The organism is Pseudomonas khavaziana, from assembly GCF_019145205.1.
Lineage (GTDB): Bacteria > Pseudomonadota > Gammaproteobacteria > Pseudomonadales > Pseudomonadaceae > Aquipseudomonas > Aquipseudomonas khavaziana.
This window is the reverse complement of record NZ_JAHSTT010000001.1, coordinates 32,222-48,400: the sequence shown is the minus strand read 5'-3', so window position 1 is coordinate 48,400 and position 16,179 is coordinate 32,222. Positions and strand designations below refer to the sequence as shown.

General features: G+C 58.4%; 10 protein-coding genes. 8 read left to right on the top strand and 2 right to left on the bottom strand.

The features are described 5' to 3' along the window. Positions 1-90: 90 nt before the first annotated feature. A complete protein-coding gene (locus tag KVH01_RS00170) occupies positions 91-651 on the bottom strand; it encodes a response regulator transcription factor (protein WP_043048539.1) in 561 nt (186 codons plus the stop codon). Then, positions 644-1,906, bottom strand: coding sequence for an ATP-binding protein (locus tag KVH01_RS00165; RefSeq protein WP_043048537.1), 1,263 nt, complete (start codon positions 1,904-1,906; stop codon positions 644-646). The genes KVH01_RS00170 and KVH01_RS00165 overlap by 8 nt, the downstream gene beginning before the upstream one ends. A gap of 205 nt (positions 1,907-2,111) precedes the next feature. Here KVH01_RS00165 and KVH01_RS00160 point away from each other — a divergent pair, with 205 nt between their 5' ends. From KVH01_RS00160 to KVH01_RS00125, 8 genes are all read left to right on the top strand, one after another. Next, positions 2,112-2,822, top strand: coding sequence for an SIMPL domain-containing protein (locus KVH01_RS00160; RefSeq protein ID WP_217880073.1), 711 nt, complete (start codon positions 2,112-2,114; stop codon positions 2,820-2,822). A 185-nt stretch (positions 2,823-3,007) separates the two neighbouring features. Then, entirely contained in the window at positions 3,008-6,361 is a 3,354-nt protein-coding gene (locus KVH01_RS00155; protein WP_217880072.1) for a dermonecrotic toxin domain-containing protein, read from the top strand. 80 nt (positions 6,362-6,441) lie between these two features. Beyond that, complete coding sequence (locus KVH01_RS00150; protein WP_217880071.1) at positions 6,442-8,043, top strand: ABC transporter substrate-binding protein; 1,602 nt, start codon at positions 6,442-6,444, stop codon at positions 8,041-8,043. Positions 8,044-8,301: 258 nt separating this feature from the next. After that, positions 8,302-9,930, top strand: coding sequence for an ABC transporter substrate-binding protein (locus KVH01_RS00145; RefSeq protein ID WP_043048532.1), 1,629 nt, complete (start codon positions 8,302-8,304; stop codon positions 9,928-9,930). A 306-nt stretch (positions 9,931-10,236) separates the two neighbouring features. Then, entirely contained in the window at positions 10,237-11,841 is a 1,605-nt protein-coding gene (locus KVH01_RS00140) for an ABC transporter substrate-binding protein (RefSeq protein WP_043048531.1), read from the top strand. Positions 11,842-12,012: 171 nt separating this feature from the next. Next, positions 12,013-13,407: an OprD family outer membrane porin gene (locus KVH01_RS00135; RefSeq protein ID WP_043048529.1), complete on the top strand. Its 1,395-nt coding sequence runs from the start codon at positions 12,013-12,015 to the stop codon at positions 13,405-13,407. Between the two features lie 80 nt (positions 13,408-13,487). Further along, positions 13,488-15,086 carry an ABC transporter substrate-binding protein gene (locus KVH01_RS00130; RefSeq protein ID WP_217880070.1) on the top strand — a complete coding sequence of 533 codons (1,599 nt, stop codon included), beginning with the start codon at positions 13,488-13,490 and terminating at the stop codon, positions 15,084-15,086. A 75-nt stretch (positions 15,087-15,161) separates the two neighbouring features. Continuing rightward, complete coding sequence (locus KVH01_RS00125; protein ID WP_003171721.1) at positions 15,162-16,172, top strand: ABC transporter permease subunit; 1,011 nt, start codon at positions 15,162-15,164, stop codon at positions 16,170-16,172. Positions 16,173-16,179: the final 7 nt, after the last annotated feature.

Here is a 16,179-nt window from a genome sequence, read left to right as displayed (position 1 = left end):
TCGGCAGGAAAACATCACAGGCGTTTGAACCGATCATAGGTGATCGGTTCGCGCATCCGTGCCGCCTGAAGCAGTTTGTTCAGTTTTCGTTCAGCGTCGTACCGGGCGCTTCTGCAGCTTGCGCTGCAAGGTGCGACGGTGCATGCCCAGGGCGCGGGCCGTGGCGGAGATGTTGCCTTCGTGTTCGGTGAGCACGCGCTGGATGTGCTCCCACTGCAGGCGGTCCACCGACATCGGGTTTTCCGGCACCAGGGTGTCGAGGTCGGCATGCTCGGACAGCAAGGCAGCCAGCACGTCATCGGCATCCGCTGGCTTGCACAGGTAGTTGCAGGCGCCGCGCTTGATCGCCTCGACGGCGGTGGCGATGCTGGAGTAACCGGTGAGGATCACCACGCGCATTTCCGGGTCGAGTTCCAGCAGCCTCGGCAGCAGCACCAGGCCGGAGTCGCCGTCCATTTTCAGGTCGAGGGCGGCGTAGTCCGGCAGGTCGGCCTGGGCGATGGTCAAGCCCTCTTCGGCGGAGCCTGCGGTGCTGACGCGAAAACCGCGCCGGCTCATGGCACGCGCCATCACGCGGGTAAAGGTCGCATCGTCATCTACCAGCAGCAGGTGCGGCAGTTCTTCGCCTTCGACTTGGATCTCGTCACTCATCGATATCTCCTCGTGCGACACGGGGCAGGCGCAGCTCGGTGAGCGTGCCGCCATCCTCATGACTATAGAGTTTCACTGAGCCGCCCGCGCGGGTCACGCTGGCCTTGCTCAAAAACAGGCCCAGGCCGAAGCCTTTGCCCTTAGTGGTAAAGAAGGGTTTGCCGATCTGCTCGGCAATGGCCAGCGGCACCCCCGCGCCGTGGTCACGAATGCTGATGGTGATGTTTTCTGCGTCCCAGTCCAACTGCACGCCCAATCCTTCGGGGCAAGCGTCGGCGGCGTTGTTCAAAAGATTGAGCAGCGCCTGGGTCAGGTCCGGCGGTGGCGCCATGCGCGGCACGCTGCCTTGGCCCAGCAGATTGAAACGATAACTGGCCTCGGGACGCATCAGGTGCCAACGGTTCAAGGCTTCGTCGAGCCAGTGGGTAACATCCTGCATTTCGACCGCCAGGCGGCGATTGGCTTCGGCGGCGCGCACCAGTTGCTGCAGCGTCAGCTTGCACTGCTTGACCTGTTCCTGCAGCACGCTGAGGTCCTCCTGCAAGGCCGGGTCGTGATGGTCCTGGGTCATTTCCTTGAGCAATACGCTCATGGTCGCCAGCGGCGTGCCCAGTTCATGGGCGGCGCCGGCTGCCTGGGTGGCGACGGCCAGCAGTTGCTGATCACGCAGGCCCTCTTCACGGCGGATGGCGCGCAGTTCTTCCTGGCGGCGCAGCTCTTCGGCCATGCGTGCGGCGAAGAAGGTAATGACCGCAGCCGAGAGGGCAAAACTCAGCCACATTCCGTAGATCTGCAGGTTTTCCCGGGCAATCGGGAAGGTTTGCAGCGGATAGAACTGCGCCAGCAGCAACGTATAGAGCGTCAGGGCAATGCCCGACAGCACCACCGAGTAGCGCCACGGCAACGTGACGGCGGCGATGGTCAGTGGCACCAGGTAATACGAAACGAAGGGGTTGGTCGAACCACCGGAGAAATACAGCAACACACTGTGGATAAACAGGTCGCACGCCAACTGAAGCGCGTACTCCAGCTCGGTCACCGGCCACGTGGTGCGCAACCGGATAGCTGTGAACGCGCACAACACGGTGGAAAAAGCCAGGGTCACGCCCAGTTGCAGCCACGGCAGCGGCAGCAGGTCGAACCAATACGCAAGCCCGACGGAACCGGCCTGTGCGGCCAATACCAGGGTGCGAATGAACGTCAGGCGCCAGAGGTTCTGGCGGGTGGCGGAAGTCAGTTTTACGGCGGCGAGCATGAGCTCTCCCGGTGAGCGCTGCAGGCGGATCGGCACGAGTATAAACGAAGCAGGCCGGCTGGCACGGCGTATGTGGCTCTTTGACGCAGGGCGGGAAAACGACCGTTCGTCGGGTCCACCATAACTTGTAGCTATTGTGTAAACCCGAAGAACCCGATGCCAGCGTCTACAGTCATACCGAACACGACTATCTCAAGGAGCTTCCATGTCTCGTTTCACTCGCAGTGCCGCTGTCCTTGCCCTCAGCGCCAGCGCCCTGGCCAGCCTCCAGGCCATGGCTGCCGATGAACTGCATTACAACCAGATTTCCCTGCGTGCCGAAGTCAGCCAGGAAGTGGCTCGCGACAAAATGATCGTCTCTCTCTACACCGAATCGCAGAATGCCGACCCGGCCAAGCTCGCTGCCGAAGTCACCACCACCATGAACCAGGCCCTGGGCCAGGCCCGCGAAGTCAAAGGCGTGACGCTGCGCCAAGGCAGCCGTAACAGCTACCCGATCTACGACAACAAGAACCAGAAGATCACCGGCTGGCGTGAACGTGCCGAACTGCGCCTGGAAAGCGCGGACTTCCCGGCGCTGTCCAAACTTACCGGCGAACTGCTGAACACACTGAAAATGGAGAACATGGACTTCGCCATCGCCGACGCTACGCGCAAGGCCAGCGAAGATGCGTTGCTCAAAGACGCGGTTACCGCGTTCAAGGCTCGTGCCCAGTTGGCGACCGATGCTTTGGGTGGTAAGGGTTACAAGATCGTCAATCTGAACTTCAACACCAACGGCTATCCGATGCCTTATGCCCGCGGCGCCATGATGATGAAAGCGGCGATGGCCGATTCAGCGCCGACGCCGGAAGTCGAAGCCGGTACCAGCCAGGTCAGCATGACGGCAGATGGGGTGATTGAAGTTTTACCGTAACTTTTTCAGACAGAACGAAGGCGCAAGACCGCGGACTTGCGCCTTTTTTTGTGCTCGGTGCTGCCACGTCATATCCAGCAGCATATCGGGCCGGAGCCAACCTCAGGGCCTTCACGACTCAATGACTGCCATAGCTACCAGGGAGGGCTGTGCTGGCATTTATTCACACAGTGAGAGCCAAACTTATGTCCCTATCAGTCAATGCAACACCATCCTCATCGCTGCCGCAGGTACCCGGCGATCCGCGGCCAACAACTGAAACGCAATCCCCACAAGCGGCTCAACCGCTCACCGCAAACATCGCCCGGCCTGCCGAGACAGCATTGCTCAAGGCTTACCTTGAAGCCGCCCAACGCAAGGTCCTGCATAACAATGCCGGGCTTATAGCAGTCCCGCCCCAGAGCAACCTGGGCCAATGGCTTGGAGTATATCGCGAGCATTTGGAACACCCTGTTGTGCAGGGCTGGCTGCGCGAACAGCAGATCGAGCCGAACACCCTCCTCTCAATCGACCCGTCTACAGGCACCTTGTCCGCCGAGGTAAGAGGCGAAACGAAAACCTTCCACCTCACGGACACATCAGGTTGGGGACAGATTTCGGGGCCTCTGCTGGCAGCCGCCAGGATCATCGCTCCAGGCAATCATGGTGATTTGCGTGTGCGGCTGCGTGAAGACTCCATTCAAGTCGGCGCAAAGGTCGTGGCAAACTTTGAAGGTGTGGAACTTCCAAAAACACTGTCCCAGGCTCGGGAACAGATCAGGCACTTGGAGCATAAAAACACTTTCGATCCGATTCCCGCCGATGATCACCTGCGTCCTGCCAGCAGCCGCTCGGCAGAGGCGCTGCAGGTACATAAACAGAATGCGACCCGCTATTACAGCAGCGCCCCACAGGCGTTAGCCTACAAGCGCTTGGCGGTAGATGTTGCCAAAAACCTCCCCAATACGCGGGCAGAGGCCAAAAAATGGGCGGACGCGCTGCTGCTCAAACTCACAGGCAAGCCAATCGACTCAGATACCGTCTACTTGAATCGCTTCAAGGGCGGCGAAAGCGCGGATACAGTGACCGGCTGGGAGCACAAGTTCCAGGAGCCCTGGTCTTCGCTACGCCTGCCCGATGCCTTGCTGAAGAATTTCTCCGAGCACGATTGGGTACCCGGAAACCTGGATCTCGAGGCGGGTCTGTATACCCAACCTACGGGACAAAGCGAAAAAGGCGGCTACGGCAAGCACAATCAAATCGACCTTAAGCCGTCGCAAGTAATGCACGAAAGCTGGAAGACCGATTTCCAGGCCCAGATGACCCAGAAAATCGACAACTTCTGGAACACGCGTGCCGATGGCTACCAGACCGCGATCAAAGGTGAGTTCGTCTTCCAGGCCCGCGAACAATTGAAGACGGCCGAAGCCCGATCACCCGCTGAGCGAGCCTTGCAAGCACCCGAGCATCGATTCACTCGGGGCGACTACCGCTTGGTGATGGCGGCTGCCAGCAACCTCCCGCTCGACGAGAACGCTGCGTTGAGCATGGAGCAGCTCAATGCACAAGCGCCGGTAAACGGCGACACTCAAGTGCATGCCCTTAGCATCCACGGTTTTAAGTCCAGCGACATTGTGCGGTTCAGCGCTGACGATGGAGGTCGCCAGGTACTTTATATACCGGGAGCAAAGCCGACATTCCTGCGCTTCGACTCCCTGAAAAAACTCAATCAGTGGGTGATTGAGCAAAGCCAGGATCCGAAAAAAAGCCAGGCGCTGCTGGCGCATTTTTCATTGGTTGATCGCCAGGACCATAAGCCCGGCATTCTGCCGCAACTGGGAATCGGCTTTATACCTGGCTTGAACTTCACGGGAATAGGCGACACGCAAGATGGTCTCGACGCCCTGTTCAAAAAAATGGCTGCCGGTGATCTGAAAACCCCGGTGCTCAATGACAGCCACGCCAAAATCGAGGGAGACGTATTTTCCACATTGACGACCGCCGCTAAACAACGCATGACCAGCGATACCGATGTGGTCATCAAATCCAACAGCGAAGTGACCCGCGATACCTGGCTGAACGACATAACCGTGGCCGCGGGATTATTGGCCAAGCTTGCGCCCATCGCAGCACCGGTTGCGGGTGCGGCGGCGCTTGCAGGGTTGACCGAGCTGGGTTTGGGCGCGGAAAAAGCAGCATCCGGCGACACCGAGGCCGAGCGCAGCGATGGAGTGTCCAAGGCATTCGATGGTTTGCTGAATACGCTGTTCTCAGCCGGGGCAAGCGCAGTCCCGGAGGATCCTTTTGCGCTACCGCCTGAGAAAGAACTGCCGGATGTAGAGCCCCGTGTTCAACCCGAAATCAATGCCATCGAGGAACCCACACCCGGGCCATCCAGTGGCATACGCGTTGTCAACGAGCCTGGGGCTGCCCTGCCAAAATCAAAGCCACTGCTCCCAATGGCACCCCATGCAGTACCTGACGGTGATGAATTGATAATGAATGCTCCCCGCGATGCACTGGGCGTCTATCGAATAACCGACAGTGAGGGAATACAGCGCCAATTTGTGCGGTTTACCGATGAGACCGGTACGAGCAAGGTATTCGAGATATCCGGTCGCTACAGGACCGGCGACAGGTTCGCCACCATCATTAATCCCGATAAACAATCAGCAGTGATGGTCATCACGCCAGGGCGTGACGGAGAGTGGGCTCGCGCACCGGGCGATGGCGGGATCAAGTGGCCGTGGCAACGTCCGATTTCGCCGACGCCGAGTAACGACTTAAAGTCATCCTCCCGCTTTTCGGACAACTTTATTGAGTTAGACGGATCAAAAATGGAAGGCGCCGACACACTTGACAAATACCTCAACTTTGAGGAGCAGACGCAGTATAGATTTGGCGTCAGCGTTTATGAGGAAAACGGTACGGTCAAAAGTCGCCCTGTCCTTTCATGGGAAGTAGACAATGGAAACTTCACGGTCTCCGCCTCGGAAGCGGCATCCCCTTCAACGTTCGGCACCAGCGACTACTCTGGCCAATTCATCAAAGACATCAACAGAAACCCTTACACAATAAGGCGACCGGGTTTGCAGGACGTTGAAATCGACATACCCCAGCAGATAAAAGAACTTAATGTTCCGGGCAATAATGCAGAGCAGTCAGTCGTCGATGGTCTTATCCATGACGGAATCGAAACCTTTGAAAATGCGATCCCCGACCCCGACATGCGGGCGGCGATTTCAGAGGTAGCGCATCAAGGCTCTGCCGCTCCGGCGTGGCTTGAATTGCAGCCCCCCCGGGTAAAAGACGACTACCTGAGCAGCGCTGGCGACCGACACTTTTTCATCGACTATTCGCCTTTGGAAAATGAGACCAAAGTCACGGTGACCTCGCAATGGAAACTCGTTTATGCAGGCGGAGATGAGCCCATCGCCGCTTCAGACTTGAGCATCACAGCCAGTCGGACGTTCACCCTTCGTGTGAGTAATGCGGTGGATGAATTGCCCGTTACAATCGACAAATCTGCGCCTACCCGCATAGAAGTCTCCCCTACCTAACCCGCTTGAACGGCGGTAACCTCGGTGACCGCCGTTTTCGTTTGCACAGCTTTTATATGCCTGCCATTTCAGGGGACTCCATGGAAAGAATCGCCGTCAAGCCACTGCTCCTCGCCGCCAGTCTCCTGGCCTTTATGCCGATGGCCCAGGCCGCCACGACCCTGGTCTACTGTTCCGAAGCCAGCCCCGCCGGCTTCGATCCCAGCCAGTACACCAGCGGCACCGACTTCGATGCGTCCGCCGAAACCGTGTTCAACCGTCTGACCCAGTTCAAGCGTGGAGGCACCGAAGTCGAACCCGGCCTGGCAACCAGTTGGGACATATCCAAAGACGGTCTGACCTACACCTTCCACCTGCGCGAGGGCGTCAAGTTCCACACCACCGATTTCTTCACCCCGACCCGCGACTTCAACGCTAATGATGTGCTGTTCACCTTCAACCGGCTGCTGGACGCCGACAGCCCGTTCCGCAAGGCCTACCCGTCCGAGTCGCCCTACTTCACCGACATGGGCTTGAACACCACGATCAAGAGCATCGACAAGCTCGACGAGCACACCGTGCGTTTCAAACTGAATAATGTCGATGCTGCGTTTGTACAGAACCTGGCCATGAGTTTCGCCTCGGTGCAATCGGCTGAATATGCCGCGCAGCTCCTGAAAGAAGGCAAGCCCGAGCAGATCAATCAAAAACCGGTCGGCACCGGGCCATTTGTGTTCAAGCGTTACCAGAAAGACGCGCAGATTCGCTATGCGGCCAATAAACAGTATTGGAAACCCGAGGACGTAAAGCTCGACAACCTGGTGTTCGCCATCACCCCGGACGCCGCCGCGCGCCTGCAGAAACTCAAGGCCGGAGAATGCCAGGTCAGCGGTTACCCGCGCCCCGCCGATATCGAAGTGATGAAGCAAGATCCCAACCTGCGCGTCCTGCAGCAAGCCGGTTTCAACCTGGGCTTCCTGGCCTACAACGTGACCCACCCGCCGCTGGACCAGCTCAAGGTGCGCCAGGCGCTGGACATGGCCATCGACAAGCCCGCGATTATCAAGGCTGTGTACCAGAGCGCCGGACAATTGGCGCAGAACGCGTTGCCACCGGCGCAGTGGTCTTATGACCCGAAAATCCAAGACGCGCCCCACGATCCGATCAAGGCGCGGTTGCTACTAAAAGAAGCAGGGGTTGCACCAGGTACCACCATCAATTTGTGGGCGATGACCGTGCAGCGCGCCTCCAACCCGAATGCGCGAATGTCTGCGCAAATGATCCAACAGGATTGGGCCAACGTCGGCATCACGGCCAACATCGTCAGCTATGAGTGGGGCGAATACATAAAGCGCGCCAAGAATGGCGAGCACGATGCGATGATTTATGGCTGGACTGGCGACAATGGCGACCCGGATAACTGGCTCGGCGTGCTCTACAGTTGTGCCGCAGTCAAGGGCAGCAACTACGCCAAATGGTGTAACCCGGCCTACGACACACTGGTGCAGCAAGCCAAGGTCAGCAACGACCGTGAGAAACGCATCAAGTGGTATCAACAGGCACAACAAATCCTTAAGGAACAAGTACCTATAACGCCTATTGCGAACTCGACGGTTTTCCAGCCTTTGCGCAAAGAAGTACGCGACTTCAAGATCAGCCCCTTCGGGCTCACCCCGTTCTATGGTGTGGGTCTAGATAAGTAACAACAGCGCCCCAACCGAGTGCGCTAGACGCCTCGGCTGGGCTTTTTTGGTGCGCTCACTGCACCGAAAAAAACCTCCAAACAGGCCTATTTGTGTCGAAACTTTCATAATTGCGACATTCCTGTACGTTCGTACCACAGTTTGCCGCTCCTGGCCGCTCTGCATCTTGCATTGGGTATGGCGCCTGCATAAGTATCCGCAGGCCGACTCACGAGGTCGCCCTCACCACCAAAAATGACAACAAATCATGAGGCCAACATGCTTAAACACGCAGTCCTTCCGTTATTAGTGAGCGCGGGCCTTATGGCCGCCGCCCCTGCAGCCCTTGCGGCAACTAACCTGGTGTTCTGCTCCGAAGGGAGCCCGGCCGGTTTCGATCCAGGCCAGTACACCACCGGAACAGACTTCGATGCCTCGGCCGAAACCATGTTCAACCGTCTGAGCCAGTTCGAACGTGGCGGCACCGCCGTGGTTCCTGGCCTGGCCACCAGTTGGGACGTGTCCCCGGATGGCCTGACATATACCTTCCACCTGCGCGAAGGCGTCAAGTTCCACACCACCTCGTACTTCAAGCCGACTCGTGAATTCTCGGCAGACGACGTGCTGTTCACCTTCAACCGCATGATCAATAAAGACGACCCCTTCCGTAAGGCCTACCCTACCGAGTTCCCGTACTTCACGGACATGGGGATGGACACCAATATCAAGAACATCGAGAAAGTCGATGACCACACCGTCAAGTTCACCCTTGGCACCGTGGATGCGGCTTTCATCCAGAACCTGGCCATGAGCTTCGCGTCGATCCAGTCCGCTGAATATGCCGCGCAGTTGCTCAAGGAAGGCAAGCCCGCCGACATCAACCAGAAGCCGGTCGGCACTGGCCCGTTCGTGTTCAAGAGCTACCAGAAAGATTCGAACATTCGCTACACCGGCAACAAGGACTACTGGAAACCTGAAGATGTGAAGATCGACAACCTGATCTTCGCTATCACCACTGACCCGTCGGTGCGCATCCAGAAGCTCAAGAAAAACGAATGCCAGATCACCCTGTTCCCGCGTCCAGCCGACCTCAAGGCCCTGGGTGAAGACAAAAGCCTGAAACTGCCGCACCAGGCGGGTTTCAACCTGGGCTACGTTGCCTACAACGTCATGGACAAGATCAAGGGCAGCGATCAGCCAAATCCGCTGGCTGACCTGCGCGTACGCCAGGCGCTGGACATGGCGGTGAACAAGCAGCAGATCATTGACTCGGTGTACCAGGGCGCCGGTCAACTGGCCGTCAACGCCATGCCGCCGACCCAATGGTCCTACGACACCAGCATCAAGGACGCCAAGTACGACCCTGAAAAAGCCAAGGCGCTGCTCAAGGAAGCCGGCGTCAAGGAAGGCACCGAAATCGTCCTGTGGGCCATGCCGGTTCAGCGTCCGTACAACCCGAACGCCAAGCTGATGGCTGAGATGCTGCAGAACGACTGGTCCAAGATCGGCCTGAAGGTCAAGATCACCAGCTACGAGTGGGGCGAGTACATCAAGCGCTCCAAAGGCGGCGAGAACCAGGCCATGATCATTGGCTGGAGCGGCGACAATGGTGACCCGGACAACTGGCTGAACGTACTGTTCGGCTGCGACTCGCTGTCGGGTAACAACTTCTCCAAGTGGTGCGACAAAAAATTCGATGGCATCGTAAAAGAAGCCAAGGCCACATCGGATGTCGCCAAACGCACCGAGCTGTACAAGCAGGCGCAACATATCCTCAAAGATGCAGTCCCGATGACACCTATCGCGCACTCGACGGTGTATCAACCCATGCGTAATACCGTCCAAGACTTCAAGATCAGCCCGTTTGGCTTGAACTCCTTCTACGGCGTTAGCGTCAGCGGCAAGTAAGGATCAATAACGGCGACGTTTCATAACGTCGCCGTTATTCCATCTGCCCAGGCCATAGGGAAACAGACCACGATTGAAAGCGTTGTGTCCTACAGCAACGAACTGCGACCCGTGTCTCCGTTACCTACAAGGCCAGTCAGAATTGACGCATTTACTGCAATGTCCGCGCCCCATAACGTCGTAGGACAGCAGAGGCATCATTCTGAGAAAAGGCACTTGCTGTGTGTGGGACCAGTGATGTCTCCCTGGCCGTACGCCAGAGAGGTGGTTCGCTGTTGATAACTACAAACAAGGATCGGGATTGTCATGCGCCATACCACCGTTCTATCCGCGATGTTTGCCACCAGCCTGTTGGCCGTGGCCACCATGGGACAAGCCGCCGAAAAGAAGAGCCTGGTGTTCTGCTCCGAAGGCAGCCCGGCAGGTTTCGATACTGCGCAATACACCACCGCCACCGACAACGATGCCGCAGAGCCGTTGTACAACCGCCTGGTCGAGTTCGAAAAAGGCGCCACCGACGTGGTGCCAGGGCTGGCAACCAAGTGGGATATCTCTGAAGACGGGCTGACCTATACGTTTCATCTGCGTGAAGGGGTGAAGTTCCACAGCAACAAGGAATTCAAGCCGACGCGGGACTTCAACGCCGACGACGTGCTGTTTACCTTCAACCGCATGCTTGACCCCGACCACCCGTTCCGCAAGGCCTACCCTACCGAGTTTCCGTACTTCAACGGGATGAGCCTGAACAAGAATATCGCCAAGGTCGAGAAAACCGGCCCCTACACTGTGGTGATGACCTTGAACACGGTCGACGCCGCGTTCGTGCAGAACATCGCCATGAGCTTTGCCGCAATCCTCTCGGCCGAATACGCCGAACAATTGCTCAAGCAAGGCCGGCCCAGCGACATCAACCAGAAGCCGATCGGCACTGGTCCTTTCGTGTTCCAGCGCTACCAGAAAGACTCGCAGATCCGTTATGTGGGCAACAAACAGTACTGGGACCCGAGTCGAGTCAAGCTGGACCAACTGATCTTCGCCATCAACACCGATGCCTCGGTGCGGGTGCAGAAGCTCAAGGCCGGGGAATGCCAGGTCACCCTGCATCCCCGCCCCGCCGATGTCGAAGCCCTCAAGACTGACGCGAAGCTGCAACTGCTGACCAAGCCCGGTTTCAACCTCGGCTATATCTCCTACAACGTGCGCCATAAGCCCTTCGACCAACTTGAGGTCCGCCAGGCGCTGGACATGGCGGTGAACAAGCAGAGCATCCTCAACGCCGTGTACCAGGGCGCCGGGCAACTGGCGGTCAACGCCATGCCGCCGACGCAATGGTCCTACGACGACAGCATCAAGGACGCCGCCTACAACCCGGAAAAAGCCAAGGAATTGCTCAAGGCCGCCGGCGTCAAGGAAGGCACCGAGATCACCCTGTGGGCCATGCCGGTGCAGCGCCCCTACAACCCCAACGCCAAGCTGATGGCCGAGATGCTGCAGAACGACTGGGCCAAGATTGGCCTCAAGGTCAAGATCGTCAGCTATGAGTGGGGCGAATACATCAAGCGCACCAAGAACGGTGAGCACGATGTCAGCCTGATCGGCTGGACCGGCGACAACGGTGACCCGGACAACTGGCTCGGCACCCTCTACAGCTGCGACGCCATCGGCGGGAACAACTACTCCATGTGGTGTGACCCGGCGTACGACAAGCTGATCAAGCAAGCCAAGGTCGTGACCGACCGCGAACAAAGGACTGTTCTGTACAAACAGGCGCAGCAACTGCTCAAGCAGCAGGTGCCGATCACGCCCATCGCCCACTCGACGGTCAACCAGCCGTTAAGCGCCAAAGTCGAAGGTTTCAAGGTGAGCCCCTTCGGCCGCAACGTGTTCTCGGGCGTCAGCATTACCCCATAAGAAAATAACCGGATTGCGGAGAGTGCTGCTGACTCTCCGGTAAACGTGCAGCCTTTTGTTGGGATTTTTCCTACGCCAAACGTTTGCAATAGCTTGAACGAGTTACACACCCAATAGCCGGTTCACCTAAAAAGACCGGCATTAAAAAAGAGAACCAAAGGAGCTTCACCCATGAAACTGAGCAGCAAAGCGCTTCTGGCCCTGGCCATCAGCAGCATCACGGCAACCGCCTACGCTGAAACGCAAAGCCAGGACTTCGTTCCTACCACGTTGGCCGCCACCAGCGCCCAAGGCGAGGCCAAGGGCTTCATTGAAGATTTCAGCCTGGGCGGCACCACACGTAACTGGTACTCCCATGAAAGCAAATACCGTGGGGGCACCTTCGCCTACCAGAAGCACGGCCAGACCCTTACTGATCGCAACCGTACCAACTGGGTGCAGGGCACCATCCTCAACGCCAGCTCGGGTTTCACCCAGGGCACCGTTGGGGTGAAGACCGAAGTAGCGGTCTACAACGCCTTGGTACTGGACCGTAGCAAGCGTGACATCAAGGGTGGCTCCAACCGTACCCTGGCGGACTCCAACGGCGACGCCGTCGACCAGTGGAGCAAACTGGGCCTGGCCAACGTGCAGTTCCGCGTGTCCAACACCACCTTGACCGCCGGTCGCCAGAACTTCAGCAGCGGCATCGTCGACACCATCGGCAACCGTGCCCTGCCTTCAAGCTTCCAGGGTGTGAGCTTCAACAGTGAAGAGTTCAGCAACCTGTCGTTCCAGGGCGGCGTGTTTGACCGCGTTTCGCCACGTAGCGAGCAGAGCCTGTCGAAATTCCGTACCGAATACGGCAATGGCGCAGAAACCGACAAAGTGTCCACCCTGGGCGTGAACTACCAGCCGCTGAAAAGCCTGAAGACCAGCTTCTTCGCCGCCAACGTGAAGGACTTCTGGAACCAGTACTACTTCGGCGCTACCCACGAATTGGGCGACGCTCAGCAACTGGGCCTGACCACCGGCTTCAACTACTACAAGACTGTCGATGAAGGCAAAAAAGAGATGGGGGAAATCGACAACGATACCTTCTCCCTGTCCCTGGGCCTGACTCACCAGGCACACAGCCTGACCTTCGGTTACCAGCAAGTGAACGGTAACGAGTACTTCGACTACCTGCACGAAACCAACGGCATCTACCTGGCCAACTCCCTGACTTCGGACTTCAACGGCCCGAACGAGAAATCCTTCCAGATCGCCTATGCCATCAACATGGCTGAATACGGCGTGCCAGGTCTGAAGTTCAATGCCTACTCGGCCCGCGGCTGGGGCATCGACGGTACCCACTACACCGGCAACAATGGCCGCGCCAAGTTCGCCTACGACGGCATCCAGTCCCAGGACGGCGAGAAGCACCAGGAATACGGTGTAGGCGCTTCCTACGCGGTGCAGAGTGGCCCGCTCAAGGCCACCGCGATTCGTGCCACCTACGTTGAACACCGTGGCAGCGAGTTCCAGTCCGATGGCAGCATCAAGGAATTCCGTCTGGTCACCACCATCCCATTCAACATCCTTTAATTAGCGCCAGGCAGACGGCGGGCTCAGGACGAGCCCGCCGTCTACGCTTTTCTGGCTCCATCGATTGCAGAGGGCTCTGAATGAAAATGCTCCCGCTACAAGCCGCCATGGCTGCCGCGCTGTTGAGCGTGGCAATCGGCGTTTCGGCCAAACCGCTGGTGGTGTGCACCGAAGCCAGCCCGGAAGGTTTCGACCCGGTCCTGTACACCACCGCCGTCACCGCCGATGCCGCCGCTGAAACCATGTTCAACCGTTTGGTGGACTTCAAGCCCGGCACCACAGAAGTGGTCCCTGCCCTGGCCAAAGATCTGCCGGAAATCAGCGCCGATGGCTTGACCTACACCTTCCACCTGCGTGACGACATCAAGTTCCACACCACCGACTATTTCAAACCCACGCGCAACTTGAACGCCGATGATGTGCTTTGGAGCTTCCAGCGCCAGCTGGACCCGAATCACCCGTGGCACAAGAAATCGAACGTGGGCTACCCGTATTTTGAAAGCATGGGCTTCAAGGAACTGCTCAAAAGCGTAGAGAAGATCGATGACCACACCGTCGTCTTTACCCTGACCCGTCCCGAAGCACCGTTCTTGGCCGACCTAGCCATGGCGTTTTCCTCGATTCACTCCGCCGAATACGCGGACCAGTTGCTCAAATCCGGCAAGACCGATGACCTGAACGCCAAACCGATCGGCACCGGGCCGTTTATCTTCACGCGCTATGCCAAGGACGCCCAGGTGCGTTTCAAGGCAAACCCGGACTATTTCCGTGGCAAGCCACCGGCCGACCCGCTGATCCTGGCGATCACCACCGACAACAACGTGCGCCTGCAGAAGCTCAAGGCCAACGAGTGCCAGATCGCGCTGTATCCCAAGCCCGATGACGTGCCGAGCGTCAAGGCCGACCCGAACCTGAAAGTCGATGAGCTGGCGGCCATGACCACCAGCTACACCGCCCTGAACACGACCCACAAGTACATGAGCGATGCACGGGTACGCCACGCGATCAACATTGCGTTCGACAAAGCCGGCTACACCGAAGCCCTTTACGGCAAAGGCAACGCGGTGGTGGGCACCGGCCCGTATCCACCGACCTTGCTGGGCTTCAATGACAAGCTCAAGAACCCACCTCGCGACCTGGACAAGGCCCGTGCCCTGCTCAAGGAAGCCGGCGTACCGGAGGGCACCGAGTTCACCCTGTTCACCCGTAACGGCGGCGGCCCGACCAACCCCAACCCAATGCTCGGCGCCCAGCGCATGCAGGCAGACCTGGCCCAGATCGGCCTGAAGGTCAACATCAAGGTCATGGAATGGGGCGAGATGCTCAAGCGCGCCAAGGCAGGCGAGCACGACATGGTTTCCGCCGGCTGGGCCGGGGATAACGGCGACCCGGATAACTTCCTCACCCCTAACCTGAGTTGCGATGCAGCGAAAAACGGCGAAAACTACGCCCGCTGGTGTAACAAAGAGTTTCAAGACTTGATCGACAAGGCCCGCGCCGACGCTGAACCCGCCGAGCGCGCTGCACTCTATGAACAAGCTTTGGCCGTTTTCGAGAAGGACCAACCCTGGATCCCCATGGCCTACCCGAAAATGTTTACCGCCATGCGCAAGAACGTCGAGGGTTATACCCAAAGCCCTTTGACCACCAATAACTTCGCCACCACCCAGGTGAAGTAATAAGAAAAACGCTCGGCACCGTCGACACTGACGGTGCCGGACCTGCCTAACCGGCTGATTGAGGTACACACCAAGATGTTTAGTTTTATTGCCCGCCGACTGGGGTTATTGATCCCCACGTTCTTCGGCATCACGTTGCTGACCTTTGCGTTGATTCGCATGATTCCAGGCGACCCCGTAGAAGTCATGATGGGCGAGCGACGGGTTGACCCCGAAATGCACGCGCAGGCAATGGAGCGCCTTGGCCTTAACAAGCCGCTGTATGCGCAATACCTGGACTATGTCGGCAAGCTCGCCCAGGGTGACCTTGGCGAATCACTGCGCACCCGCACCAGCGTGTGGACCGAATTCACCGCCCTCTTCCCCGCGACCTTGGAGCTGTCCATGGCCGCGCTGTTGTTCGCCGGTATCCTGGGCCTGTTGGCCGGGGTAATCGCGGCCTTGAAACGAGGATCCCTGTTCGACCATGGGGTGATGGGCATCTCCCTGGCGGGGTATTCGATGCCGATCTTCTGGTGGGGCCTGATCCTGATCATGTTCTTCTCGGTAAGCCTGGGCTGGACCCCGGTTTCCGGGCGTATCGACCTGCTCTACGACATCGAGCCGCGCACCGGCTTCATGCTGATCGACACCCTGCTGGCCGACGAGCCGGACGCGTTCTGGGACGCCCTGCACCACCTGATCCTGCCGGCCATCGTGCTGGGCACCATCCCGCTGGCGGTGATCGCACGGATGACCCGTTCGTCGATGCTCGAAGTTCTGCGTGAGGACTACATCCGTACCGCCAAGGCCAAGGGCCTCTCGCCGGCACGCGTGGTGTTTGTGCACGGCCTGCGCAACGCGCTGATTCCGGTACTCACCGTGGTCGGCCTGCAAGTCGGCACGCTGCTGGCCGGCGCCGTACTCACTGAAACCATCTTCTCGTGGCCCGGCATCGGCAAATGGCTGATCGAAGCCATTGGCGCGCGTGACTACCCGGTGGTGCAGAACGGCATTCTGCTGATCGCCTGCCTGGTGATCCTGGTGAACTTCGTAGTGGACATCCTCTACGGCTTCGCCAACCCACGCATCCGTCACCAGCGCTGAGATCATG